A 24,249-nucleotide genomic window follows, 5' to 3' on the forward strand; every position below is an offset into this window, starting at 1 on the left:
CCTTATTTAGACCAAATAGATGACGGAAACCAACTTCTCCCCGTCATGAACCTTCAGCACGTGATTATTCGGATCATGGCGGACGGATCCCGCTCCTACATGCATCACAGGCGCGTTTCCTAATCCATAAAAAATATCGTCAGCCAGCGTACGCAAGCACTCTTCCTGTTCATCCTTTTCAAGCTCCTGCCAGTCGTCCGCATTCATTTCCAACAGTTCATAAAATCCATCAACCATCTCAATGCCACGCACGAAATCAGTGACGATATCCTTATATTCTCTGCCAAATTTAATACCCACTCGCGCAGTCTCCCTTCAAAAGCATTTCGTATAGCTTCACTTTATCATATTATAGGCAGGAATGCAGGGTTAAGCCCTTTTAACCCGACGAGAACTTATTTTCTGATGTGTAAAAAAAACCCCTTTGGCATAAACTGTGGAAATGGGCAATTTCGGGAAAAATCTGTTACTATGGAAGAAGGAATGTACCGCTCGGAGGGTAGGAAAGCACACATGCTGAAACTGCAGATTCCCAAAAATCGAATGAACTACCTAATCAAGCAAATCCCGCTTCATTTCGACGCCGTCGTTCTGGAGCAGGGCTGGGAGTATTACCATAAAGGTCGTGTGACCGAAGTCGATCTGAAAGGCATGAACGTTCAGGCGACCGTCGCAGGCAAAAAAATACTGAGCACGATGGTTAATTTAGAAAATTTCGCCACTAGTGAGTGCAGCTGCTCCTATGAAGGCTTTTGTAAACATATTGGTGCCACTTTCTTCAGCTTGTATGCGCCATATGGACGTCCGGAACTGCTGCTTCAACAGTTAAAACAACAAATACACACACGGAAAAAACCAGCACGCGGGGCAACTTTAATACAGGAACGCAAAGCTGCTGCGGCTGCACAAGCCAACGTGCCTCTTGAAGAGGCTATGCCCGCAGATTGGCATCGCTTTTTTGAAGGGAAATTCCATGGATTCTCCATTTCTCATCAGCACTCGATCGAAACCTTCTACGACTCAGCACTGGAGTCCTTGCCCGGCTATGCGGCAAATTGGAGAAGCTCGACCCGCGAGCTCTACATGTTCCATATCGTGCTGTTCATGATGCGGAAAATCGAACAATTTTATCAAGAAACGAAAAGTTCCTACTTGTCCTATTATCACGAGAACGGCTGCAAAATTGCCGCAAAAAATTGTGAGGATAAGCTGGTTGAATTCGTGGAACGAACAGATGTGAATACCTCATTCGAGGCGGAACCCAAACACTGGCTATCCACCATGAAAATGCTCGGAGAATTCGCTCTGCAGGGCAAGGATAGCCCGATTGATTGGCTGTTTGTGTACCGCATCATTTGGTGGAAACTGACGAATCATTCAGCAGCACAGAAAGAGGAAATTCAGCGTCTCGACGTACTTCTCACGAAGAAGGACCTCTTAGCTCGGAAGAAGGATACGCTTCTGGCGGCAAGAGCGCATTTTGATATTATGCAGGGGGATACGGCAAGCGCCTTTGAGCGTCTAGGACAGCTCACACATCCCAATGCGAAGGATTACTTCCTTTACCTGAACTATTATTACAACGATAAGCAGTGGAACAACATGCTTATTTGGCTTCGCTGGCTGTTCAAGTCGATTGCGAATGCAAACCACGATGATTTCCGGACCTTTTGCCAATATTGGCTCGATACAACCAAACATCTGGAGTCCGATAGCGAATGGGTACAGGTGATGGAGTCCCTGCTGCCTCGTTCCTATTACTATTACACGGCATATTTATTGCAAACGAAACGGTATCGGCAGTGGGTTGACTTGCAATTAGCAAACCGAATATCACCGCTGAGCTTATATGGTATGGAGCTTAAAGCGATTGAAGAGCATGATTCGGCTTTACTCCTCCCCCTCTATCACCAAGCGGCCGAACGGGCTGTTCTGGAGAAAAATAGGGCTTCCTATAAGACGGCTGTTCGACTGCTTAAGAAACTGCACGGTATTTATAAACAATTAGGCCAGGACGACCGCTGGGAGCACTACGTATATCGATTAGCGGATAAGTTCTCACGCTTGCGTGCTTTCCAAGAAGAGCTCAAGAAAGGAAAATGGATTCGATGATCGAAACCAGCGCGCTGACAGTTCACGTTAGCTCCATACCTAATGGTTCTTTGTTTCTATGGGGTACCCGCGAGAACGGCGGCATTTGGGATGCTCTTGATTTGAAAAATATGCTGTTTGCCTGGCATCGCGCCTCTTTTTTCGGCACGTTCATGGAGCCCAGCGAGTGGCAAAATCGGGAAGGCATCGAGCTGCAACCGCTCGATGCGCTCGATTATTTCAGCGATCCGCAGCCTGTGCAGCACTTACAGCTTAGCTGGCATAAGGACTGTGCGGATTTGATGCGTTTAGCTCCGGCTGTTCGAGAGGCATTGGCGTCCGGCAGTTTCATGCCGGACTATGAAAAGTGGAAAGCCGGCGAAATCGGCTGGAAGCTCCAGCTTCCAGAAGAACTGCAAGCCTTGGAATCCCCAGCTGTTTCACGCTGGATCCATGCCCTGATTCCCGAGTGGGTGGACGCCGACGGCCTCATGAAAGACAATCTGCGCAAGCTCGAAGCCGCGCATCCTCTCATGCGCCGCGGTGAGATCGGCGCTGATCTATGGCTAGACGAGGAGGATTGGCTCGTCGCCATTGGTTGGCGCCAAGACCGGTCGCCTATGCGTACCTGTCTGCAGCTTGTGGAGCCGGACCTGGCGCACAGCTCCGGTTGGCAGCTGCGCTTGCTGCTGCAGGACCGGCTAGCGCCGGAGGTGCTGCGCACGGTGACGCCCAGCGGCGAGCCGGCCGCGGGCGAGCTGCCGCTGCCGGAGGCGTGGCTGCCGGAGCTTGGCCGCGTAGAACGTGACGCGGCGAAGTGGGTACGCATCCTGCCGTGGCTGGATGCGGGTGAGGGTGCCGGACTCCGTCAGACGTTGACGGAGGAAGAGGCCTGGCGCTTCCTCGCAGAGGGAAGCGTACGCCTTGTAGAGGCTGGAACGAGTGTGTTCCTGCCGGCCTGGTGGGAGCGCATCCGCAAGATGAAGCCGAAGCTGCGCGCGAAGATCAAGTCTTCCGTCGGTTCTGGACGGGAGACGATGTTCGGGCTGACCCAGCTGATGCAGTTCGACTGGAAGCTGGCTGTAGGGGATTTGGAGCTGACGGAAGAGGAATTCCGGCAGCTTCTGGAGGAGAAGCGCAAGCTGATCCAGATTCGCGGCAATTGGATTCAGCTCGACCCGCTGTTCATGGCACAGGTCGAGCAGATTATGAAGCAGGTGCAGAAGAAGCAAGGGCTCTCCTTCCGCGATGTGCTGGAGCTTCACCTCGCGGGCGATGCCGGCGGGCTGCTGCCGGCTGAGGATGACCCCGAAGCGATGCGCTACATCGAGATGGAAGTAGAGCTGAACGAACAGCTGCGCCACATGGTCGATCAGCTTACGCAGGCGGAGTCGATTCCGACAATACAGCCGCCGCCTAGCTTTCAAGGCTCGCTGCGCCACTATCAAGTGGACGGCATCTCTTGGCTGTTGTTCCTGCGCCGTTTTGGCCTAGGCGGCTGTTTGGCCGATGATATGGGTCTCGGGAAGACGATCCAGTGGATTACGTATTTACTCACGGTGAAAGAGAACGAGAAGCCTGACACACCTTCACTCCTCGTATGTCCGACGTCCGTGCTTGGGAACTGGCAGATGGAGCTTAAGCGTTTTGCGCCGTCGCTAAAGGTTCATCTTCACTATGGCCCTCAACGATTAAAGGGACCTGCTTTTAATGAACAAGTCGTTGGCAAGGTCGATTTGGTTTTGACATCCTATACGCTTTCCCATCTGGATGAAGTTGAGCTAGGCTCAATTGCCTGGAACTCCATCTGTTTGGACGAAGCCCAAAATATAAAAAATGCTTATACGAAGCAAGCTTCCGCTATTCGCCGACTCGATGGTTACCATCGCATTGCGTTAACGGGAACACCGATTGAGAATCGGCTCACGGAGCTGTGGTCGATCTTTGATTTTGCGAACCCGGGCTATCTGGGCACGGTTCGCGAATTCACGCACCGCTATGTGAATGCCATCGAGAAGACGCGCGATAGCGAGACGATCGGCAAGGTGCAGAAGCTGATCCGCCCTTTCCTGCTGCGCCGCGAGAAGAAAGATCCCGCGATTCAGCTGGACTTGCCGGAGAAGAACGAGTCGAAGACGTTCATTTCGCTTACCGCCGAGCAGGGCTCGCTGTATGAGAACTACATCCAAGACATGTTCGATCGTCTGGATAAGCTCTCCGCTATGGAGCGGCGAGGTCTCATTCTCGCCGCTCTGACGAAGCTGAAGCAGGTATGTAATCACCCTGCTTTGCTGCTCAAAGAGGGCATCCACGCGCCATGGAGCGGACGCTCTAACAAGCTGGAGCGCCTGCTGGAGATGGTGCAGGAGCTGCGCCAAGAGGGCGACAAATGCTTGATTTTCACGCAGTTTGTGGAGACGGGCAACTTGCTCCAGCATGTGCTGCAGCAGGAGCTTGGCGAGAAAGTGCTGTTCCTGCACGGCGGAACACCGAAGAATGGGCGCGATGAGATGATCGCGAACTTTCAAGACGTTAGCCAGCCGATCGACGAACAGCGGAATGTGTTCATTCTTTCGCTGAAGGCCGGCGGCATCGGGCTCAACCTGACGGCGGCGAATCATGTGTTCCACTACGATCGCTGGTGGAACCCCGCCGTCGAGAATCAAGCGACGGATCGCGCCTTCCGTATCGGCCAGACGCGCCATGTGCAGGTGCACAAGTTCGTGACGCTGGGCACGCTGGAGGAGCGCATCGATGAGATGATCGAGCGCAAGCTCGGCCTCAGCCAGCAAATCGTCGGCTCCGGCGAGAACTGGATCACCGAGCTATCGACCGACGAGCTGCGCGACTTGTTCTCGCTGCGCCGCGAGTGGGTCGAGGCTTAGGCCTTAGCCTTTGAGCTTGTACCGTGCTCTGCTTGATTATAGATAGTTTAAAGGTCATAGCACGAACACGCCCTTATCGCGTGTTCGTGCTATGACCTTATTCGTGCTAGTTGCATGTTTGGTTCGTTTATCAATTCTTAGTTTGCTCGTCTACGTTTGGCACAGAAAGTCTCCCGATCATTAGTTCGCGGAACGTCGATGCGTTATTTCAGGAAATCTGCACTTGAAATCGAATAAGAGGAACGTGTGTACGCTATTTGATCAAAATAAACGATTAGGAGGCAAAAAACCGCGAAAAAACGTATCGTCGTTCCTCATCCTCATGATTTCGGGTTTTTTTCGTCCAAATAGCGAATTGAGGTTCCCTTGGGGAATTCTGGTTTCCCTAATCTTGGCAATGATGCCCTTAGGCGCCACAATTTCGGGAACGAACATTCCTATCAATCTCTCATATCAAAGCATCAAATCTCCAAACAAATAAAAGCCCTCTCCCAATGCACAGGAATAAGTCTGAATCTCATGCGAGGTGTCCAAGTCCGTGTAAGCTTGGGATAGGATCCCTTGTTTTTGCAGGTTCATCATCATGATGTTGGAGATGAAATAGGGCCTCCACGTCCAGTTTGCCCCGCGATAGCTCTCATCTTTGTTCCACGTTTCGTCTTTGCGGCTGTAGTTGGACGAGATTTGGTTGCCGTCCTCCCGACATATGTACATACGTATACAGTTTTCCGACACGCTGCTAATGATATTTTCGATGACACGATCTGCATCTTCAGCTGTTGATATACAGACAGTGGAATGGATAAGTAAATCTAGACTTTGATGAATGGTCAAAAGACGGCTATAGCGCCCAAGCTCATCTTGACCAAAGAGTTTCATCTCTTCTTTCAGCATAGGCTTGAAGGCATCTCGGTGCTGCAACTGCGGTTCAGCTTTGGAGAAGAGATAGCCCTGTATATACCTGGCCCCGATCTGAAGAGCGCTGCGCAGTTCTTGCTTCGTTTCCACCCCTTCGACGAGCAAGGAAGCCCCCATTTGAGCCGCTAGTATAGAAAAAGATTGCATCAACGCTTTGTAGCCGGCGTGGACCGCGCTTTTTTTCAAAATATTAAGATCGATCTTCAATATCTTTGGTTGTAAACTGGCGATTCGGTCGAAGTTGCTAAACCCGCTGCCCACATCGTCAATGGCAATCGTACAGCCGAATTCTCGATATAATTCTACAATTTGCGTCAGCTCGTGAAGCTTGCCTGTGAATTCTTCTTCGGTAATTTCGATCACGATACGCGCTGGATCTATTTGATATTTCCTTAATAGCTCGATGGTTGGCAGCACGCCTGTGCGCTTATAGGTTTGATAAATCCATGAAGGTTTTAAGTTGATGAATAAGGAACTCTCATCTTGAGCCGAAACTAGCTGTTCGATCGCCCGCTCTCTCAAATGCCGATCAATATAAAGCTGCATGTCTTCGGGAATGTCAGGATTTTTGAAAAAAGGCCCCAAACTTTCGACACTACCTTCCCGAACCCGTCTTCCCAGTGTTTCGTAGCCGATGATTTCTTGGCTCTGAAGTGAAAGTATGGGTTGGAAGAATGGACGTACTTCGTGTAGTGGCGGAATCCTGCTGTCTTTTACCTGCACTGTGCGCCCTCCTCAAGCAAACTTCGATGATCTTAGAACATAACATCAATCGTGTAATGAATCATATTTTAAACGACATTTCCCTATCTTGCAATGCATTGATGGAAGAAAACATGACATGATCGTTTTTAAAAGGAATTTGTTGCGTCATGTCGAATTTTTAGTACATCCTTTCATCCTATTAGAATCTAGGTGACCGATTGCTATGAAGTCATTCACGAGATCTCGGATCTCCATGCTATATGTTATTTTAATCGTTGTTTTACTCGTATTTGTGAGTGTATCCAACTTTATCGCCTCTCGTAATATGGAAAATGAAAGCAATGCGATCGTGCACGATTCGATTCCCATTTCCAGCACAACGAACAGCCTGCTTAAAGATTTAATTAACCAAGAAACGGGTATCCGCGGTTATGAATTATCTGGGAATGAGCAATACTTGGAGCCCTATACGAATGGTAAAAAGCAGCTGGAACTTGATCTGAACATGATCAGTCAATACGATAAAAAGTATCCCACTTTGCAGCTCATTATGGACACGCAAGCCATACCGGCTATTAATAATTTACAGAAGTTCTTCGACACACAATTGGAGCTAGTTCGTGCTGGAAAAACAGAAGAATCGAAAGCTCGCATTGCGTCAGGCAAAACGATGATGGATCGCTACCGAGTTGTTCATGTAAGCATAGAGAAGACCATAGAGCAAATCACGTCAGATGCCTATACAGCTTCCCTTAAAGCAGGTAAAACCTCCCGTACGATTACAATGGTCGGCAGTATTATTGCCTTGATTGCAGGTGGTATGTCCATTTTCATTTCCTATCGAGCCTATCATGCCGAAGAAGAGATTCGTAGAAGCGAGGAAACGTATCGCTATATGGCTGAGAGCTTGGAGACGCAGAATGAGGAGATTATGGCCCAGCAGGAGGAGCAGCAGATCACACTCGCGAAGCTATCTGAACGAGAAAGGGATTTGGAACTCATCTCGTCCTATCAGGAGAAGCTTACAGGCTATGTGAAGCTGAAAGATTTCTTGAAACATACGCTGCCAGCCCTGCTTAATTCGTTATCGCAGGATGCGGCTCTGGTCGTTATGGAACGTCACGCCGAGGGCTCATCATCTTATGAAGTCATTCATTCCATTGGTTATCCGAAGGAACATATTCATTTGAATCAGAGAGAGCTTTTTGGGCCGGCTAGGCGTGTTTTCGATGAAGGGACTCCTATTGTTCACACACGAGATGTATTAGGTCATGAACAAGGTGTCCACGGGGGAATGACACGTGCTGTCGATCAATATGTTCCTCTCTTGGATGATAAACAGAATGTCATTGGCTTCTTGCTGCTTACGAGCTATCAAAGCGCCCTCTTTCAAGAAAATAACCAACGATTGACCAAAGGATTAGTTCGTCAGTTCGGACTCGCCTTCTACGCGCAGCTGATAAACGATGAGAGGTTGGGGCAAGCGGCAAGCTTAGCAGAGCTGAATGATCAATTAAGAGCGGAGAAGCAGCTCATCGAAGGGCAGCGCGATCTGATTCAAAATATTTTGGAATCTGCACATGAGGGCATGATGATGTGTGATTCGCAAGGTACCATTCTTTTCTCCAATCATCGAATGAACCGATATTTCAGTTTAAATGAACACATAGGCGAGAACCTGGTTGATAGCAGTCACGAAATAGCTTTCGATTCTCCGAGCTTTATAGGCGTCGCTTCCTCCATTGAAGCGCTGATCGATGGCTCACTGTCTCATCTTACACAACGCTTTAGTTTCGAGCTTGAGGATCAGGTCCAACACGCGGAGCTCTATGCGACCGTAGTCAGTGAAGATACCGAACAGCAAGGCTACTTATTCGTATTTCGTGATCGCACCGAAGAAGAGCGTATTGATGAGATGAAGAATGAATTCATTAGCATTGTATCTCATGAGCTGCGAACTCCCCTTGCCAGTGTGCTTGGTTTTATCGAGATCTTGCTGCATCGGGATCTTTCACAAGAGAAACAAAAGAAATACATGGAAACCATTTATAAAGAAGCACATCGCTTATCGAATTTAATCAACGATTTCCTTGATTTGCAGCGGATGGAGTCAGGTCGACAACTGTATCATTTCTCTCCAGTCAATCTGCTGCCTACTTTGCAAGAGATCGCCGAGCAGTGGCAGGATAAGCATAGCCATCGTATTCTCATTCATCAGCAAGAAACGGAACTATTTGTGAGGGCCGATGCTGATCGAATTCGTCAAGTATTCGACAACTTGATCAGCAATGCGATTAAGTATTCGCCAGGAGCTAATCACATTGATATTCACCTAACTGTGGACCAAGGTAAAATTACCATAGCGATTCAAGATTACGGACTCGGTATCCCAGAGGAAGCCCGTGATCAAATGTTCTCCAAGTTCTTTCGTGTCGATAACTCAGACAGACGTCAAATTGGCGGTACCGGCTTAGGTCTTGCTATTGTCAAAGAGATTGTAGAAGGACACAACGGACATATCTCTTATACTTCCGAAATGGGACAAGGTACAACATTCCGAATTGAGTTCGATCTATACGAGATTTCAGCCATGGATGGTCAAATTGTTATTTTCGAAGATGACGATAATCTCGCGAAGCTCATTCAAGTTGCGCTGAACAAGTTGGGGCTCCCCTCCATGCAGCTTCGCTCTGCCGAGGAGGGTATTATCGCGCTTAATCGCTGTAAAGGCGAGGGACCGGTTCTTTTCATCGTCGATATTCATCTAGAGGGCGCCAAGACAGGTTGGGATTTCATCGCTGATTTATACCGTCATCCGGTGCACTATCAGACGCCTGTTATCGTTTCAACAGCGCTCGATCCGCCTCATGATTATCACGAGAAAGAGATTGAGAAATATCTTAAAAAGCCGTTCACTATGGAACGTCTCGTCCAGGTGGCGAAACGTCTACTTGATAATAAGCAAAGTAATGCATACGTTTTCCCTGCCCAAAATAAAGAGAAGCTCTCGACCACCTTACAGCGTAACGGTATCGATGTGTTTGAAATGAAAGAAAGCATCGATGTGATCGAGGTTGAAATCAAAAAGCCGCAATCGGATGCTTAATGCATCAAAGAGAGCCCTCGGTTCGGCAATCCACACAACACATAGTGACATATTCTCTCCTTCCAAATTGATTAGAGGGAGAGTTTTTTTATTGTAAAGACAGAGGGATTTCCCGGCCTTGTAGCCAATATACTAGAGAAATACCATTTGATGAGAAGGAAAGGTGTGACCCTAGTGGCAAAGCTTGAATCCGCTTCCAACAAGGTGCAAGCACGTAAAGTCTGGACCCTGTTCTTCTCCTTACCGATATTCGCTTGGGCGATGTACGATTTCGCGAATACGATTTTTTCCTCCAATATCGTAACTGTGTTTTATCCATTCTATTTAAAAGAAACGTTAGGCAAGAGCGAAGAATTGAATCAGATTGCCAGTACTTTCATCACTTACTCCAATGCGATATCCAGCTTCTTCCTCGTGTTGTTGTCTCCCTTATTCGGGGTATGGATTGACCGGACTGGTAAAAAGAAGGCTTACCTCATCCCCTTTACGCTTATTGCTATCGCGGCAACTCTGCTCATGGGTGCTTCGGCCCTTTGGCACACAGACCAGCAGTGGATGGGACTCAACACCTCTATACTAGGCGTTATTTTCTTCTTTATGGTCGCCAAATTCTTTTACAATTCAAGCTTAATCTTCTACGATTCAATGATTTCGGATCTGGGCAATGCACGTGAGATTCCCATCATTTCCGGAGTTGGCGTAGCGGTTGGTTATGTCGGCACATTAGTTGGACTTGTCGTATTTCCATTGATCAACGGCAATCATTTTGAAAATACGTTCATCCCTAGTGCGCTTATGTTTCTGATCTTCTCTTTGCCTATTATGTTTTTTTACAAAGAGAAGACTCAGAAGCCCGTCAGCGGGAAAAAGTCGCTCCTCAGCGGCTACCGTGAGATCTGGGATACGTTCAAAGAAGCAAGAAAGTACCGGGCTGCCTTCTTGTTCATGATCGCCTACTTTTTCTTTAACGATGCGATTGCCACAGCGATTGCGGTGATGGCCATTTATGCGAATACCGTTATGGGCTTCACCACGGGGCAGTTCATTCTGCTCTACCTCGTTTCGACGGTATCGAGCATCATCGGCTCGTTCCTTTTCGGCTATGTGACCAGAAATATCGGCCCCAAAAGAGCCGTGACCATCGTCGCCTTCATTCTTATTATTGCGATCTCCTTAGCGGCATTTGCAACTAGCCAGAGCATATTCTGGGTTGCCGGCAGCTTGTATGGGGTATCTATGGGCGCCATGTGGGTTACATCGCGAACGTTAATTGTTGAGCTAACGCCGGAAGAGAAACGCGGTCAATTCTTCGGATTGTTCGCCTTCTCAGGTAAAGTGTCCTCGATCGTTGGGCCTGCTCTCTATGGTACAATTACCTGGGCGCTTGCGTCCTCTGGCAACCTGGCTAGCCGAGTAGCCTTAGGCTCTCTTTTGATCCTAGTCATAATTGGACTGCTCGTTCATATGCGTGTGCCGCAGAAATTGCATTCCTCCTCTTAATTCGTGTACAATAACTTTTAAACATAGACGGAAGGTGTGAGGCGTATGAAGGGTCCAGTTGATATTAGAAACGTGGTCTTTTCCTATTTCTCATTCATGGAACACTAAAGCATTCATTGCTTTAGTGTTTTTTTATGGGTACAATCCGCACACTGGCGCTGGTCGTACTTACTATGAGGGTCAAGGATACAAATTTTCTCATCTGGGAGGAGAGATGGATATGCGGTACAAGAGGGTCCTAATTAAACTTAGTGGCGGGGCAGTAGCTGGAGATAGTGAGTTTGGCTTCGATCCTACGCAGCTTGATCACATTGCCAATGAGATTATGACCGTTGTTAATCTAGGTGTGGAAGTGTGCATCGTGATCGGCGGAGGCAATATTTTTCGCGGGAATATGGGCGAGAGTTGGGGAATCGAGAAGGCAGAGGCTGATAATATCGGGACGCTGGCTACCGTCATCAACAGCTTGATGCTGCGCGGTGTTCTTAAAGCGAAGAGCGAAGCTGAAGTGCGCGTCATGACAGCGATTCCTCTCTCATCTGTGGCGGAGCCTTTCATCCGATTGAGAGCCATTCACCATTTGGAAAAAGGGTACATCGTTATTTTCGCAGGCGGCAATGGACAGCCTTTCGTCACCACCGATTATCCCTCGGTCCAAAGAGCCATTGAAGTTAACTGTGAAGCGATTCTCGTCGCGAAGCAGGGGGTTGACGGTGTTTTCGATAAAGATCCGAAGCACCATAAGGAAGCTCTTCAGTACAAATCACTCCACTATAACGACGTTATCCAAAATGATCTCAAGGTCATGGATCAGTCTGCCTTCATTCTGGCGCGAGATTATCAAATCCCCATGCATGTTTTCAACTTCGATAAGCCTGGCTCCATGAAAGAGATTTGTGAAGGTCAGAATACAGGCACGATCATCAGCGGTTCATCCGAACTCATTTTTCATTAGTTCCTAGCTTATCAGGGGTAAGCTTCGCTTACCCCAAAATAACCAAAGCATATTCTAAAATGAAATGATGCCATTTCTTATGTTGAGTCAAAGCGTAATGCAGATCTTTCCGAAGTAAGAACCATTTTCGAAATATTTGAAAGCGTCAATAGCCTGTTCAAATGGGAAAACGCGATCAATCGCAGGACGAAGTATATGATTCGTAATGGCACGGTTCATGGATTCAAACATCTCTCTGCTCCCCACATTAATAGCCTGAAGCCGCGCCCTGCGCAAGATCGCGGGCACCACGTGAAAACCTTCTACCGAGCCGCCGGAGAGAAGTCCAACGATGCTGATTCGACCTCCAACACGAAGTGCTGTGATAGATTGATTAAGTGTCTCCGCTCCGCCCACATCAATAATATGGTCTGCACCTCGACCTTCGGTAAGCTTCAGTACCTCTTTCTCCCATTCAGGATGAACCCTGTAGTTAATCCCAAAATCCGCACCCAGCTGTCGGGCTTTCTCGAGCTTCTCGTCGCTGCTTGACGTCACGATAACAGACGCTCCCTGAAGCTTGGCGAATTGCAGTGCAAACAAAGAAACGCCTCCTGTCCCCTGCACCACCACCGTATCACCGGCTTTGACATTCCCTTCTTCGATAATCGCATGCCAAGCCGTCACTCCAGCACATGGAAGTGTCGCTGCCTCCGCATCTGTCAAGTAATCCGGTACTTGCACGAGTCCTTGCTCAGGCAAGACCACATATTCAGCCAGCATCCCGTCCAGCGGACTGCCAAGCGTGCTACTCCAGTTGGCCTGGGTCGCTTCACCAGAAATCCAGCTTTGCGTGAAAATGCCGCTAACCCGTTGGCCAATACTGAACCTAGATGCCTGCGCACCAAGAGCAACAACCTCGCCAACAGCATCGGAAGTCAATACCAACGGGTTCGACAGATCGGGTTGATAGAAACCGGCAATGACACCCAGATCACGAGAGTTCAGGGAAACCGCACGAACCTTGATAAGCACCTCGTTTGGCCCCGGAACCGGTATTTGACGTTCTGCCTGTTTGACATGTGTAAGACCATAACCACCTTGGATTTGAATAACTTTCATAGGGTTCTCTCCTTCGTAACTGAATATAGACATATACTAGCCCATCAAATAAAATTGAGTAAGTAGGCACTTATTTGTTCACTGGGCACCAAAAGGTGCATTAGGAGGTAAATGATGTTCTTAACCGATAAAGGAAACCATCCTGACATATCGTTGAGAGTTTGCGGCTACAGCAGGATGCTTGAGATCATTTCGAGCAAATGGACGGTGCTTGTCTTCTATGCCTTGGAGAATGGCAGCGCACGATACGGAGAGATGGGAAGGCGTATTGAAGGCATTTCCAAAAAAATGCTAACCCAAACCTTGCGTCAACTGGAAAGGGACGGACTTGTCATGCGCCATTTGACGCCAACCATTCCGCCTCGTGTTGACTATTCACTAACTCCGCTCGGTGAAAGTTTGTTAAAACCGATGCAGGAGTTAAAAAAATGGACGGTCGATCATTATTCCGATGTAGAACAGGCAAGAGATCATTATGATCAGTCGGCTGTGTCTCAGGACTTCGCCGAGAATGAATAACAAGCTCCCCACCCACAGACATGGGTTACGCAAATAGAACCTGGCCGATGGCCAGGTTCTTGTCTAAAACCTATTTTGAGCATGGGAACGAACTTCTCTTGCCATCACTCGCTCGTTAAGATACCCATCCGCGATCTTCTCGTCTGTAACGATGAAATATATAGTTACATGCACGATTTCACTTCCCCCTCGCGACTGTAACGATGAAAACCATCTTTATAGCCTGTGTATTGGCTGTAGGTTATTGCACAAAAAAGGATAGAACGCGGCCATGGCTGCTGCTCTATCCTTTTTCATCCCTTTTTAGCTGAGTAAAAGCACGTAATAGTCATTCGCATTTTTCGTTTTAAAACCACATGATTCGTATAAGCCTAACGCCTTCTCGTTCTGGGCAGATACTTCCAGCTTAATGAAGCTAGCATGATCCCGCTGTTTTAATTCTGTTATCGTTTGGCTCAAAATACGCCGCCCATAGCCTTTGCCACGATACGCTGGTACTACACTAAAACCATAGATGAATCCACTCTCTTCCGCTTCCACCATAGCTCCGATCTTCCCAATAGGCTCTCTCTTCTCTCCAAGCTCAGCAATCCACGTCCGTTCTTTATCGCCGGTAATGGTTTGGGTGACATACTCTCTCGTGTCGCTTTCCGACATGTTGAACCCTGACATATTGAGCTTAACAAGCAGCTCCGTATCCTGCGCATCCGCTAAACGAATGGCAACGAATTCATTCATAGCTGAATCTTGTGGAGTCTCTGCCGCTTGCTCTTGAAGCTGCATAACATACTCAGAGAAACTGTATGCTGCACCAAGATTCGTAAGAAAAGCTTTGCCGCTCTCCGAACCACGCTCATTAATAAAAATAAGCTTCGGAACTTCCCTGCGCCGACACTCGGCTATCGCATGTTGAACCATTTGGCCAAAAATACCTTGGCGCCGCGCCTCTGGATGCACCATCCCGCTAATCTCTACTTCTGTAGACATAAAGCAATATATGGCCAAAAAACCGACAATACGGTCATTTTGAAAAAATAAAAAGTCATTCGTCACGCCAGACGGACGGTCCGATAATGTGCTCCAATTCAGTTTAATCTCGATATGGTCATGGCTATTACAAACTTCCCAAAGCTTCCGAACTTCCTCCAGCTCCTGCGGTGACAGCCCTGCTCTTGGTAATATGCCTTGTTTCAACATGTTGTCCTCCATCATTCTAATGTTCTTACCTGAAGTCATTATACATGTCTGAACAACGGCGTGGTAAGCTAATAAATAATTTTACATAAATTTTCGTGTGCATTGAACGATTTATTGGAGATGTTCGTATTATCTAGGATTTCAGACAGAGAGGATGTTCATTCACTTGGAAGAGCATGAATTAATTCGTCAAGCCATACAGGGAGACAAAACTGCTCTGTCCCAGCTGCTGCAGCAGCACTATGCTTTTGTTTACAAGTATCTGCTGAAAATAACGCTTAATCCACCGATGGCTGAGGATATTACACAAGAAACCATGATCCAATGTATCGAAAAAATAAAGCTGTACAATGGAAAATCCAAATTCTCATCTTGGCTCATAACCATCGCCACTCATCTGATGATTGATCAAGGAAGACGGCGCAAACGCGAGAAGCATTGGCAGGAGCAAGAGCAACAGCAATCCTTACGCCAGATGCAGTGGCAGGCCGGACATCAACATGAAGCTTGGCCGGATGTGTTGAATGCCTTGGCAGAACTGCCGCAGGAGAGCCGTATCCCAGTTATTCTCAAGCATTACTATAGCTATACGTATGAGGAAATTGGGCAGATGCTCTCCATTGCAGAGGGCACAGCCAAATCGAGAGTGCACCATGCACTCAAACAATTGCGAAAGGAGCTGGTGTAGATGAAACCGGAAGATCCGAAGAAAAGCGAAGTTTCGAAAAACGGCGAAAGCAAGAGCCGGGATGACGGCCAAAGTTATAAAGGCAGTGACGTCTCTCGAGGGCTAGAGGGTACGGATGAGATGACGGCTCAACAGTTGCAAGAAGGGCTTAAACGGCTCGATGAGCTCTTTCCGGCTTCCACGCCAAGCTCCTCTTGGTTTGATCAGCAAATCGTTGAAACGCTAAACAAACAGCGTTCAAAGCTCTGGAGAGACTTGCTCATACTGTGGATAGCCGCTCTGCTGCTGCTCTCGCTTTTATATGCAATGATGAAGGCACAGCCTGTTGTTTTCATCACTTTTCAAGTTCTAGCTGTTGTAGCGCCACTGGTATGGCTACTCGTTCGCAAACAGGAGGAACACCACTATGAATAATCCAAAATGGGATCAACTGCCCATCTGGGCATGGATCGGTATTCCCCTCCTTCTACTCGCGCAAAGCACATGGCTGTTCGTGGATGCGCGCAAACGCGGTTCGAAATACCCATGGTTCTGGGGGATTTGGGGGATCATTCAAGTGCCGATCCCCTTCATCGTCTATCTCTTCGCTGTTCGTAAAATACACCGTATCTGGTCACGCGAAAATTAATCAAGCATGGATGAGAACAAATTTATGGGGAAGTTGGTTGAATGAAGGCAGCTTTATTGGCTTTTCAAAAAAGTGGTTTGTTATATGCCAGGAAGACCGGCAGCAAGTACACTGGTACCCATAGACTGGACACTTTGAAAAAAGTGTTCAGTCTAGGGTACCTTTTTTGTAAGCTTTTCATAGAAAGGACTTCGAACAGCGTTCTCGCTCTATTAAGATGACACTTGAGGACGAGTTTGACATTAACAATAGGAATAATTTCACAAAAAGTTCATGAAGTGGCTTCATAGTGGCGAGGAAACCGATGGCAAAAAATTCATACTTATCTTACAATTAGTTCTATAGTCATGGATCTGAGGAGGGGTATAAATGTCGAAAAATAAAAAAATATGGCGATTAACCATACGCAAAAAACTAATGTTGGTTTCTCTGCTTTTACTGTTAACACCCATATTAGTGTTAGGTGCCATTACGTATAATGTTTCAACCCAAGAAACCGATAAATTGATTCAAAGCAATTTGAAAAATTCGGTCGAAATGGCTTTGGAGCTAACGGCTGCTTTTGAAAAAGCTTCGAAACAGGGAACAATGTCGAAAGAAGACGCTCAGGAAAGAGTGAAGGAAATACTGCTTGGAGCAAAGAAGGATGGAACGCGTTCAATTAATGCCAACATCAATCTCGGTGCCAACGGTTACTTCTTTATTTTGAATGAGAACGGCGACTTGCTGGCACATCCATCTTTGGAAGGTCAAAACATTATAGATAAACAGACGAAAGACGGATTTTATTACATCAAGGATATGATTCAAAAAGGAAAAAGCGGAGGAGATTTCACGATCTATAATTGGCCGCTCCCCAACTCTACCAAAGAAGGAGAAAAAATCGCGTTTGCTGAGTCCACGAACTCTGATTGGGGTTGGATTATATCAGCAGGCTCCTATATGCAAGATTACAATTCGGGACAAGTTCATATTTTGAACACGATCCTCCTTACATTAATTTGCTGCTCGGTAATTGGAGGCGTGGTGATGACGTTTTTTGCCTTCCATATTTCCAGACCGATTAAGCAGCTTGCCCTTCAGGCGGAACAGTTTGCTAAGGGAGATCTTCGTTCAGCTCAGTTAAAAGTAAGCAATAACGACGAAATTGGTGAACTTGCGGTTTCTTTTCAATTGATGCACAACCATCTACGCCAAATTGTTTCGGGGCTCTTAGCCAATTCAGATAAGTTAACGGACTCTTCTCATGAACTAAACCAGTCCATTGGGGAAACGACAACAGCGAGTAATCAAATTTCGACCTCTATTGAAGATATGGTCATAAGCAATGAAACGCAGGCCCGCAGTGTCAATGAAAGCTCGACAGCAATGGAAGAAATGGCTGTTGGCATTCAGCGAATCGCGACAACCTCGTCTGCCGCCTACGAAGCATCAGAGATGACGCTGAAGGAAGCGGAGCAAGGTAACCACCTGATAAACGAGACAACCTTGCAGATGAATGCTGTAAGTCTTACAGTGGGCGATCTCGCAAAGATTATTGAGAAACTTACGGAACGTTCTCAGCATATTGGAGACATCGTACAGGTGATCACGGATATTTCCACTCAAACCAATTTGCTCGCTTTGAACGCATCCATTGAAGCAGCGCGTGCTGGCGATGAAGGTAAAGGATTCGCTGTCGTAGCCGGCGAGGTGAAAAAGCTGGCCGAACGTTCTTCGGCATCTGCCGCCGAAATTGCCGAGCTGATCCAAGACATCCAATTGGATATGAAGCAGGCTGGTGTGGCGATGGAAAAAGGCGAGCATGAGGTTTCTGCTGGTGTGAGCTCGATCCAGCATACGGGTCAAGCTTTTATTCGTATTCTAGACGCAACGCGGAGCGTTGTGAATCAAGTACAGGAAGCTTCGGCAGCAGCCGAGGAGATGTCTGCCAGCTCGCAGGAAATCGCCGCTTCCTTGCAGGAAATCGAACGAATGGCAAACCAGACCAATGATTTGGCGCATCTGATCTCCTCGTCTACGGAAGAGCAGCTTGCAGCGATGGAGGAGCTGACATCCGCTTCCGAATCGTTGGAAATCATGTCCTCAGAGATGCAGTTCATGGCTCATCGATTTAAACTCTAAGGTGCAACGATAAGTTTCATCCCTTCAAATGGAAAGGACCGGCAGCAAGGTGCCGGTCCTTTTTTTCAAATTGTTAGCCGAGCATATTCATCAGGAGTTTGGCCTATAATGGACTTGAAATCCTTGATGAAATGCGACTGGTCATGATAACCAAGGTCCATGGAGAGCTTGGACCAGTTATGCCTCCGGCTTAGATCCGTCGTCTCCGTTGCGTTCTGGATTCGGGCCAGCTTGATCACCCATTTGGGGCTAACTCCGACGTAGTGGTCGAACAGGCGTTGCAGCGTTCTTTTATTCACATGGAAGTAATTGCAGAGGGTATCGACTTTGGTGAGATCGGGCTTCTGATTGATATGATCGATGATCTGATTAATAAAAACGACCTGTTCATCCTGTTCGGGAAGCTTGGGCCGGATCAGTTGCTCGATATGTGAAACCATAAGATGTTCTTCTTTTTGAGCAAAAACATCCGTCTCAAGTCGACGTGGATCTATGTCAAAAATGCTCTGGACACTCATTGGATTGTTCAACAAACCGGAAATCGGCTGCTTCAAAAAAGGGTAAAATCCGCCAGGCTTGAACTTGACGCCGAACACGCAGCCTTGGCCTTGCAGGTAATGCCCGTACTTCTCTTTCCCAGGACCGTAGATGGCCGTTCGACCAGGTTCAACGAGGAGATTGACGCAAGGATTCGGGATAACATGCTGCAAATAAGGCTCCTGGTCGGTTAAATCCCACCTAACTATCCAGTAATGTCGGATGAAATAGGCCAAATCTTCGGAGGGGGTATGTCGCGAAAGCTGGAATTTCTGCTCGCCTTGCTGCAGATTCATAATGCCTAGGCTGGGCTTGGAGGCTTTGGGAATCACTTCGCTCACTCCTTGTCGCGTTTTTACAATACATAGGTTGTACAATCAACTATACTTAATCATAACACATACCAAAGGAGTGGAAATATATGGATATGGAACTCAAATACGAATTTTACATTGGGGCAGGGACTAAAGAAGTGTGGGATATTCTCGTGACTCCGGAGGGAACGCGTAAGATTCTCTTTGGCAGTGTGCTTCAGTCTACTTTTGAAATTGGATCCGATTATGCTTACGTGGGGCCAGGTAATGACGGTGAGGAAACCGTTCATGTATACGGTAAGATTTTAGCTTACGAGCCAGAAAAGCTCATTAGTTGTACCGAACATGCCGGTCCATCTTACAACCCGAATCATGCGGACTTTGAATCTAGAATGACATTGTCACTTGAGACTGTCGGGAGCTGTACAAAACTAACGTTGGTCAATGATAATTGGACACCTAACCACCCAAGCTTCGAAACTACGAAGGCAAGTTGGTGGATGATACTGAGCAATATCAAGACGCTGGCGGAGACAGGCAAGACATTGGATTTTGGTTGGTAGAAGTAAATTAGAGCAGTTCATGGTGTTTTACAGAGCATTTTTACACGATATTGAGTTTCTCAACAAAAATAGGAGTCTGTAGAGACTCCTGTTTTTCCATTTTCAGTAGATTTTAATAAAATAGAAGCCTCTAAAGACTGTTATCAATGCTAAAAAGAATACATTTCAAAAAAATCTTCCCAATAACAGCCTTTAAAGACTCTTATCCCTAAAATTTCGGCCTAATCTGAGGAAATAGAAGTCTCTAGAGACTCCTATCCACGATTGCTCTCTACAGAGGTTTCAAAGCCAACGTCACTTTCCCCTCAAGCCCCTCAACCATGTCATGCCAAGCCTTCGGCTTATTCGCCAAAACGGAATAATAGCGTTTCAAGAACTTCACAACGATCCCTGCGTCTAACTGTACTTGATCTTCATCTGTCGGCAAGAAACAGAGGTCAAGTTCCTCAACCGCTTCTCCATTGTTTTCCCAAGAGGGATGAACGTATGGGAAGTCGATCCGCTTATAGCCCAGATGCGACAACACCTCGCGCCGCACATAAGGATCCATCGGCTTCACGCCGCCGAAAGCATGATCTTCGATCCGATAGGGATCATAAATTTCAGCGAACATCCCCAGCATCGGCTTGCCAGATTCGGCAGCCAATACTTCCAGATCGCTCCAGCGTTTCCGCGCAAGGAACCGACCGATACCAAGCCCAGCTTGACCAATAATGGTGAAGTCCGTCATCGCCACTTGGAAGTCATCATAGTAGCGGTACTCCGTTGTTCCTACCACTTTACCTTCATGAACGGCTACGAATACCCGGATACCTGGGTCCTCGAGCGGTTCTTTCCACAATGCGTATTCGAGCACCTCTTCTGGCGGAAATACCTCTTTCATCAGATCATGCATGCTGCGAAAGAAAGGATTGTCTATGCCTGTAATCCGTATAAACTCCATAATCAGAACTTCACTCCTTCGTCATATTCGAAATGGATTCCGCCACTCCATCAAAAGCGCATGGTTAAGCGACTCCTCATCCTGCAAATAATTTGGCACAACCTGCACTGGCGTCCGGCCGCAGCGCAGCAAAAAAGTAATAACAGGATCCTTCAGCGAGCCCGCCATGACAGCCCTAACGTAGTCATCTGCGCTCATTACGGCAGCATGCTTGTGATAACCAGGCATCCGCCCGCCTCCGAGCAGCCTTCTTAAACCAAGATGCACGATCACTTCGTACATAGACTGCATCATCAACTTGCCGAGACCAAATTTGCGGTAAGCCGGCATAATACATATGTCCACAATGTAAAGGGTGTCGCCATCTGGACGATGCGTCCGGATGTACCCATTGTCCGTCAAAGCTGACCAACTATGATCAGCTGCATGCTGCTCCTCATATTCTACACGAAGCCCTGTTATGGACCCAACAAGCTGACCAGCCACCTCTACACAAAGCGCCCCTTCCGGAAATCGAGTGATATGCTCCGTGAGCTGCTCCTCATTCCACCATAGCTCGGAGGGAAAAGGCGGAGGGAAGCTTTCCTGCTGAATAAGAATGAGTGCGTCAAAATCGGCTTTTCCATAATTGCGAATCACAGCCTCGATCGGTTGATCCCCATCGAAGACGTATGATTTTTTAGCGTACAACTTCCCCGGCTCTATAACTTGCTTGGCAGCTTCTAAATCCATAGTGCACTGTAAGCCCCCTTGATCTCACTTCGTTAAGACCAATCTGTGTACAAATCTGTTCGGCGGTCACGCCACGTGGTGACGGAACCTTTTTCCCGAACGAGGTTCAGCAGCTCCAGATCCAAATCGGCCGTGACGACCATGTCACCGTTGATCTCGCCTTCTACCAAAATTCCCTTGGGCGGAAAAGGCACATCGTTTGGTGTTAACACCGCGGCCTGCCCGAAATTCCCCCTCATGAAATCAACCGTTGGCAGCGCCCCGACAGTCCCCGTCGTGACCACGTAGATTTGATTTTCAATCGTTCTAGCATGGCACGTATAACGTACCCGATGGAATCCGTGCCGGTCATCCGTACACGATGGGGCGAACAGCACATCCGCTCCGCGCGCTCTCGCCATCCGGACGATTTCCGGAAACTCCACATCATAACAGACCAGAATCGCAATGCGGCCTTTATCCGTGTCAAAAACCTGCAAGGAATCCCCAGCACCCATATTCCATTCCTTAACCTCAGTCGGGGTGATATGCAGCTTCTTCTGCTCCCCTATTCGCCCGTCCGGATAAAATAAATGAGCCGTGTTATAAAGCTTGCCCTCCTCCGAGGTAATATGTGTGCCGCCGATCAAATGCATCCCCGTTTGCTTCGCCAACCCTTGAAAAAGCGTTCGATAAGCATCCGTATACGACGGCAATGCTTCAATGGGCAGCGCCTTACCGTTCTCATCACCTATAGACATTAACTGGGTCGTAAATAGTTCAGGAAATAGTACAAAATCTGCCTCAAACTCCTGAGCCACCTTCACATAATGCTCCACCTGCGCGGCGAACTCTTTGAAACTATGTATCGTGTGCAAATGATATTGCACCGCAGAAACGCGCATTTTCAACGTCAATCTCTCCTTACTTCGTTAAATGAAAGAAGTCCTGCCTCCCTTTTACAATCGGACAAGCACTCTTCCTCTGACCTTCCCTTCCAGAACCTGCTTAGCAGCCTCCGTAACTCCATCCAGCGTAACCTCTTGATAGACCGTCTGTTCCAGACCTTTCGGCTTCAGTTCCTTTGCAATACGCTCCCACAGGGGCTTTCTAACCTCCGCCCGGCAAGCAACCGAATCAATACCCAACACATTCACACCTCGCAGGATAAAAGGAAACACAGACGCTGCGAACTCACCGCCACCTGTCAAACCACTCAGGGCAACGGAACCGCCATACTTGATCTGGCTCAACACATGGGCAAGGGAGTCACCCCCAACGGGATCGACAGAGCCCGCCCAATATTCCTTATTCAGCGGCTTGCTAACAGAGGGAACAAGCTCCTCCCGTGTTAATACCCGCTTTGCCCCTAAATCCAGCAGATACTGATGATCCGCCGACTTCCCTGTGCTAGCTTCTACTTCATAACCAAGCGCTGCAAGCATGGACACGCTGCTGCTGCCCACTCCTCCGGTTGCACCGCGAACAAGCACGGGTCCCTGCTCTTTGCTTAGCCCATTCTCCTCCATGCGCTGTATGGAGAGTGCAGCGGTAAATCCCGCCGTACCCAGTATCATCGCCTCGCGATGGGTTAATCCCTGTGGAAGAGGCACAACCCAGTCAGCCGGAACACGCGCAAAGGCGCTATATCCGCCGTAATGCCCTGTACCAAGCTCGTAGCTCGTCACCAATACCTCATCGCCTTCGCGAAATCGACGATCTGACGAAGTTACGACGGTTCCGGCCAAATCAATTCCAGGTACCATTGGATAGGCACGCACAACTCGTCCTGTCGGGCTAAGAGCCAGAGCATCTTTATAATTAATTCCAGAATATAAAACACGGATCGTCACTTCACCTGGTGGTAAGTCCTCCAGCTGCAGATCTTTCACATTGGCGGTAAACTGCTTCTCTGATCGTTCCACTATCAAAGCCCCAAAGCTTTCCATCCTGTTTTTCTCCTCTCGATTCAAAACCAGCTTTACTTCAACAAATTACCAACTATTTTAGTTTACTACTATCAAGCTCTAAATTCAAAAGCTTGATACCGCTTATCCATCCCGCCTTCACAAGGATAAACGAATCCGTCGTCCTTCTGGGACAAGCGCGTTTGTCAAGGTAGATGCGAAGCAAAAGTATAAAGCTTATACTTTCTTATCTACTAAAAAAGCCGGCTTGCGCCGTCCTTGGTTGAGAGTGTTTATAAAAGGTTGATGCAATGCAATCTACACCCAAGTGACGTAATACTGGAACTTTCGCATACTTATCCATGTAAAGTTGTACTTTGTACAACTTTAGGCAAGCTTATCCACGTATTCCATCCTAATGTTGCAAAAAATACAACACTTTTAGTCTAAAGTAGCTCTACTGCCTATAAAAGGGCAAACTTGTTGTATAGCAGACACTGTTGATTGATTCACAACTGGCATTCACAACTCCAAAATGTGATTTTAGAATTATTCAGCTTTCGTGAGGGCAGATGGGCTATAGTGATTACCAATGTTGTATTTTCTACAACAATTCACACTCCAAAAGGTAATTTTGCAACTTGAAGTTGCATTTCGTACAACATTTTGAGCACATTTGTTGTGAAATAGTCTATATGGGGCCAAATTGTTGTACAATATGCAACATCGAGGGGTGAAAGGCTGGATCTAGGCAGCAATTCGGTCTAACCCCCTAATACTGGACACTAGTCGACTAAAGCAACAGATTACTTATTAAATTGCGAGTTTAAACGGCTTTACTTCATTTTTCTTTAACT

Annotated in this window: 20 protein-coding genes; 11 read left to right on the forward strand and 9 right to left on the reverse strand. The window is 47.5% G+C overall.

Features of this window, described 5'->3' with window-relative positions:
- Window positions 1-6 precede the first annotated feature (6 nt).
- On the reverse strand, window positions 7-300 hold the full coding sequence (locus tag ASG85_RS18620) for a hypothetical protein (protein WP_057304499.1): 294 nt from the start codon (window positions 298-300) through the stop codon (window positions 7-9).
- Between the two features lie 213 nt (window positions 301-513).
- On the opposite strand from ASG85_RS18620, the gene ASG85_RS18625 reads away from it, so the two are divergent.
- Together ASG85_RS18625 and ASG85_RS18630 are read left to right on the forward strand one after the other, a co-directional pair.
- On the forward strand, window positions 514-2,112 hold the full coding sequence (locus ASG85_RS18625; protein ID WP_060647439.1) for an SWIM zinc finger family protein: 1,599 nt from the start codon (window positions 514-516) through the stop codon (window positions 2,110-2,112).
- Window positions 2,100-4,976 (forward strand): DEAD/DEAH box helicase, encoded by a 2,877-nt coding sequence (locus tag ASG85_RS18630; protein ID WP_200961690.1) that lies wholly within the window; start codon window positions 2,100-2,102, stop codon window positions 4,974-4,976. The genes ASG85_RS18625 and ASG85_RS18630 overlap by 13 nt, the downstream gene beginning before the upstream one ends.
- 453 nt (window positions 4,977-5,429) lie before the next feature.
- Here ASG85_RS18630 and ASG85_RS18635 read toward each other — a convergent pair whose 3' ends face one another.
- Window positions 5,430-6,617, reverse strand: a complete 1,188-nt coding sequence (locus tag ASG85_RS18635; protein ID WP_060647422.1) for an EAL domain-containing protein — start codon at window positions 6,615-6,617, stop codon at window positions 5,430-5,432.
- A gap of 205 nt (window positions 6,618-6,822) precedes the next feature.
- Here ASG85_RS18635 and ASG85_RS18640 point away from each other — a divergent pair, with 205 nt between their 5' ends.
- From ASG85_RS18640 to pyrH, 3 genes are all read left to right on the forward strand, one after another.
- The gene (locus ASG85_RS18640; protein WP_060647423.1) at window positions 6,823-9,705 is read left to right on the forward strand and encodes an ATP-binding protein; all 2,883 of its coding nucleotides are present in this window, start codon (window positions 6,823-6,825) and stop codon (window positions 9,703-9,705) included.
- A 174-nt stretch (window positions 9,706-9,879) separates the two neighbouring features.
- Complete coding sequence (locus tag ASG85_RS18645; protein ID WP_235550169.1) at window positions 9,880-11,205, forward strand: MFS transporter; 1,326 nt, start codon at window positions 9,880-9,882, stop codon at window positions 11,203-11,205.
- Between the two features lie 220 nt (window positions 11,206-11,425).
- Window positions 11,426-12,160 (forward strand): UMP kinase, encoded by a 735-nt coding sequence (gene pyrH / locus ASG85_RS18650; RefSeq protein WP_060647425.1) that lies wholly within the window; start codon window positions 11,426-11,428, stop codon window positions 12,158-12,160.
- A gap of 87 nt (window positions 12,161-12,247) precedes the next feature.
- Here pyrH and ASG85_RS18655 read toward each other — a convergent pair whose 3' ends face one another.
- The gene (locus tag ASG85_RS18655; protein ID WP_060647426.1) at window positions 12,248-13,261 is read right to left on the reverse strand and encodes a zinc-dependent alcohol dehydrogenase family protein; all 1,014 of its coding nucleotides are present in this window, start codon (window positions 13,259-13,261) and stop codon (window positions 12,248-12,250) included.
- A 111-nt stretch (window positions 13,262-13,372) separates the two neighbouring features.
- On the opposite strand from ASG85_RS18655, the gene ASG85_RS18660 reads away from it, so the two are divergent.
- Window positions 13,373-13,780, forward strand: coding sequence for a winged helix-turn-helix transcriptional regulator (locus ASG85_RS18660; protein WP_235550170.1), 408 nt, complete (start codon window positions 13,373-13,375; stop codon window positions 13,778-13,780).
- 303 nt (window positions 13,781-14,083) lie between these two features.
- Here ASG85_RS18660 and ASG85_RS18665 read toward each other — a convergent pair whose 3' ends face one another.
- On the reverse strand, window positions 14,084-14,977 hold the full coding sequence (locus ASG85_RS18665) for a GNAT family N-acetyltransferase (RefSeq protein WP_060647428.1): 894 nt from the start codon (window positions 14,975-14,977) through the stop codon (window positions 14,084-14,086).
- A gap of 166 nt (window positions 14,978-15,143) precedes the next feature.
- Between ASG85_RS18665 and sigY the strand changes: the two genes are divergently transcribed.
- The 4 genes from sigY (at window position 15,144) to ASG85_RS18690 (ending at window position 18,417) form a co-directional block, all read left to right on the forward strand.
- A complete protein-coding gene (gene sigY, locus ASG85_RS18670) occupies window positions 15,144-15,665 on the forward strand; it encodes an RNA polymerase sigma factor SigY (RefSeq protein ID WP_235550171.1) in 522 nt (173 codons plus the stop codon).
- Window positions 15,666-16,079 carry a YxlC family protein gene (locus tag ASG85_RS18675; protein ID WP_060647430.1) on the forward strand — a complete coding sequence of 138 codons (414 nt, stop codon included), beginning with the start codon at window positions 15,666-15,668 and terminating at the stop codon, window positions 16,077-16,079. It abuts the gene before it with no gap.
- A complete protein-coding gene (locus tag ASG85_RS18680) occupies window positions 16,072-16,293 on the forward strand; it encodes a hypothetical protein (RefSeq protein WP_060647431.1) in 222 nt (73 codons plus the stop codon). The genes ASG85_RS18675 and ASG85_RS18680 overlap by 8 nt, the downstream gene beginning before the upstream one ends.
- Before the next feature lie 369 nt (window positions 16,294-16,662).
- A complete protein-coding gene (locus tag ASG85_RS18690) occupies window positions 16,663-18,417 on the forward strand; it encodes a methyl-accepting chemotaxis protein (protein ID WP_060647433.1) in 1,755 nt (584 codons plus the stop codon).
- Window positions 18,418-18,482: 65 nt separating this feature from the next.
- On the opposite strand, the gene ASG85_RS18695 is transcribed toward ASG85_RS18690, so the two are convergent.
- A complete protein-coding gene (locus ASG85_RS18695; RefSeq protein ID WP_082588150.1) occupies window positions 18,483-19,286 on the reverse strand; it encodes a helix-turn-helix domain-containing protein in 804 nt (267 codons plus the stop codon).
- 89 nt (window positions 19,287-19,375) lie between these two features.
- On the opposite strand from ASG85_RS18695, the gene ASG85_RS18700 reads away from it, so the two are divergent.
- Window positions 19,376-19,831 carry an SRPBCC domain-containing protein gene (locus ASG85_RS18700; RefSeq protein WP_082588151.1) on the forward strand — a complete coding sequence of 152 codons (456 nt, stop codon included), beginning with the start codon at window positions 19,376-19,378 and terminating at the stop codon, window positions 19,829-19,831.
- A 271-nt stretch (window positions 19,832-20,102) separates the two neighbouring features.
- Here the strand turns inward: ASG85_RS18700 and ASG85_RS18705 are convergent, their stop codons facing one another.
- Genes ASG85_RS18705 through ASG85_RS18720 form a run of 4 tightly spaced genes read right to left on the reverse strand, consistent with a single transcriptional unit; the run spans window position 20,103 to window position 23,434 of the window.
- Window positions 20,103-20,774, reverse strand: a complete 672-nt coding sequence (locus tag ASG85_RS18705) for a hypothetical protein (protein ID WP_060647435.1) — start codon at window positions 20,772-20,774, stop codon at window positions 20,103-20,105.
- Window positions 20,775-20,795: 21 nt separating this feature from the next.
- Window positions 20,796-21,506 carry a GNAT family N-acetyltransferase gene (locus tag ASG85_RS18710; protein WP_060647436.1) on the reverse strand — a complete coding sequence of 237 codons (711 nt, stop codon included), beginning with the start codon at window positions 21,504-21,506 and terminating at the stop codon, window positions 20,796-20,798.
- A gap of 32 nt (window positions 21,507-21,538) precedes the next feature.
- Window positions 21,539-22,396, reverse strand: a complete 858-nt coding sequence (locus ASG85_RS18715) for a carbon-nitrogen hydrolase family protein (protein WP_060647437.1) — start codon at window positions 22,394-22,396, stop codon at window positions 21,539-21,541.
- Between the two features lie 48 nt (window positions 22,397-22,444).
- Window positions 22,445-23,434, reverse strand: coding sequence for an acryloyl-CoA reductase (locus ASG85_RS18720; RefSeq protein ID WP_060647438.1), 990 nt, complete (start codon window positions 23,432-23,434; stop codon window positions 22,445-22,447).
- Window positions 23,435-24,249 lie beyond the last annotated feature (815 nt).

It is taken from the genome of Paenibacillus sp. Soil724D2, assembly GCF_001427935.1.
Taxonomy (GTDB): Bacteria; Bacillota; Bacilli; order Paenibacillales; family NBRC-103111; genus Paenibacillus_E.

Coding starts and splice junctions, on each gene's coding strand:
- ASG85_RS18625 (WP_060647439.1), top strand. CDS start 514: ATGCTGAAACTGCAGATTCCCAAAAATCGAATGAACTACCTAATCAAG.
- ASG85_RS18630 (WP_200961690.1), top strand. CDS start 2,100: ATGGATTCGATGATCGAAACCAGCGCGCTGACAGTTCACGTTAGCTCC.
- ASG85_RS18640 (WP_060647423.1), top strand. CDS start 6,823: ATGAAGTCATTCACGAGATCTCGGATCTCCATGCTATATGTTATTTTA.
- pyrH (WP_060647425.1), top strand. CDS start 11,426: ATGCGGTACAAGAGGGTCCTAATTAAACTTAGTGGCGGGGCAGTAGCT.
- ASG85_RS18655 (WP_060647426.1), bottom strand. CDS start 13,261: ATGAAAGTTATTCAAATCCAAGGTGGTTATGGTCTTACACATGTCAAA.
- ASG85_RS18660 (WP_235550170.1), top strand. CDS start 13,373: ATGATGTTCTTAACCGATAAAGGAAACCATCCTGACATATCGTTGAGA.
- ASG85_RS18665 (WP_060647428.1), bottom strand. CDS start 14,977: ATGTTGAAACAAGGCATATTACCAAGAGCAGGGCTGTCACCGCAGGAG.
- ASG85_RS18675 (WP_060647430.1), top strand. CDS start 15,666: ATGAAACCGGAAGATCCGAAGAAAAGCGAAGTTTCGAAAAACGGCGAA.
- ASG85_RS18680 (WP_060647431.1), top strand. CDS start 16,072: ATGAATAATCCAAAATGGGATCAACTGCCCATCTGGGCATGGATCGGT.
- ASG85_RS18690 (WP_060647433.1), top strand. CDS start 16,663: ATGTCGAAAAATAAAAAAATATGGCGATTAACCATACGCAAAAAACTA.
- ASG85_RS18700 (WP_082588151.1), top strand. CDS start 19,376: ATGGATATGGAACTCAAATACGAATTTTACATTGGGGCAGGGACTAAA.
- ASG85_RS18705 (WP_060647435.1), bottom strand. CDS start 20,774: ATGGAGTTTATACGGATTACAGGCATAGACAATCCTTTCTTTCGCAGC.
- ASG85_RS18710 (WP_060647436.1), bottom strand. CDS start 21,506: ATGGATTTAGAAGCTGCCAAGCAAGTTATAGAGCCGGGGAAGTTGTAC.
- ASG85_RS18720 (WP_060647438.1), bottom strand. CDS start 23,434: ATGGAAAGCTTTGGGGCTTTGATAGTGGAACGATCAGAGAAGCAGTTT.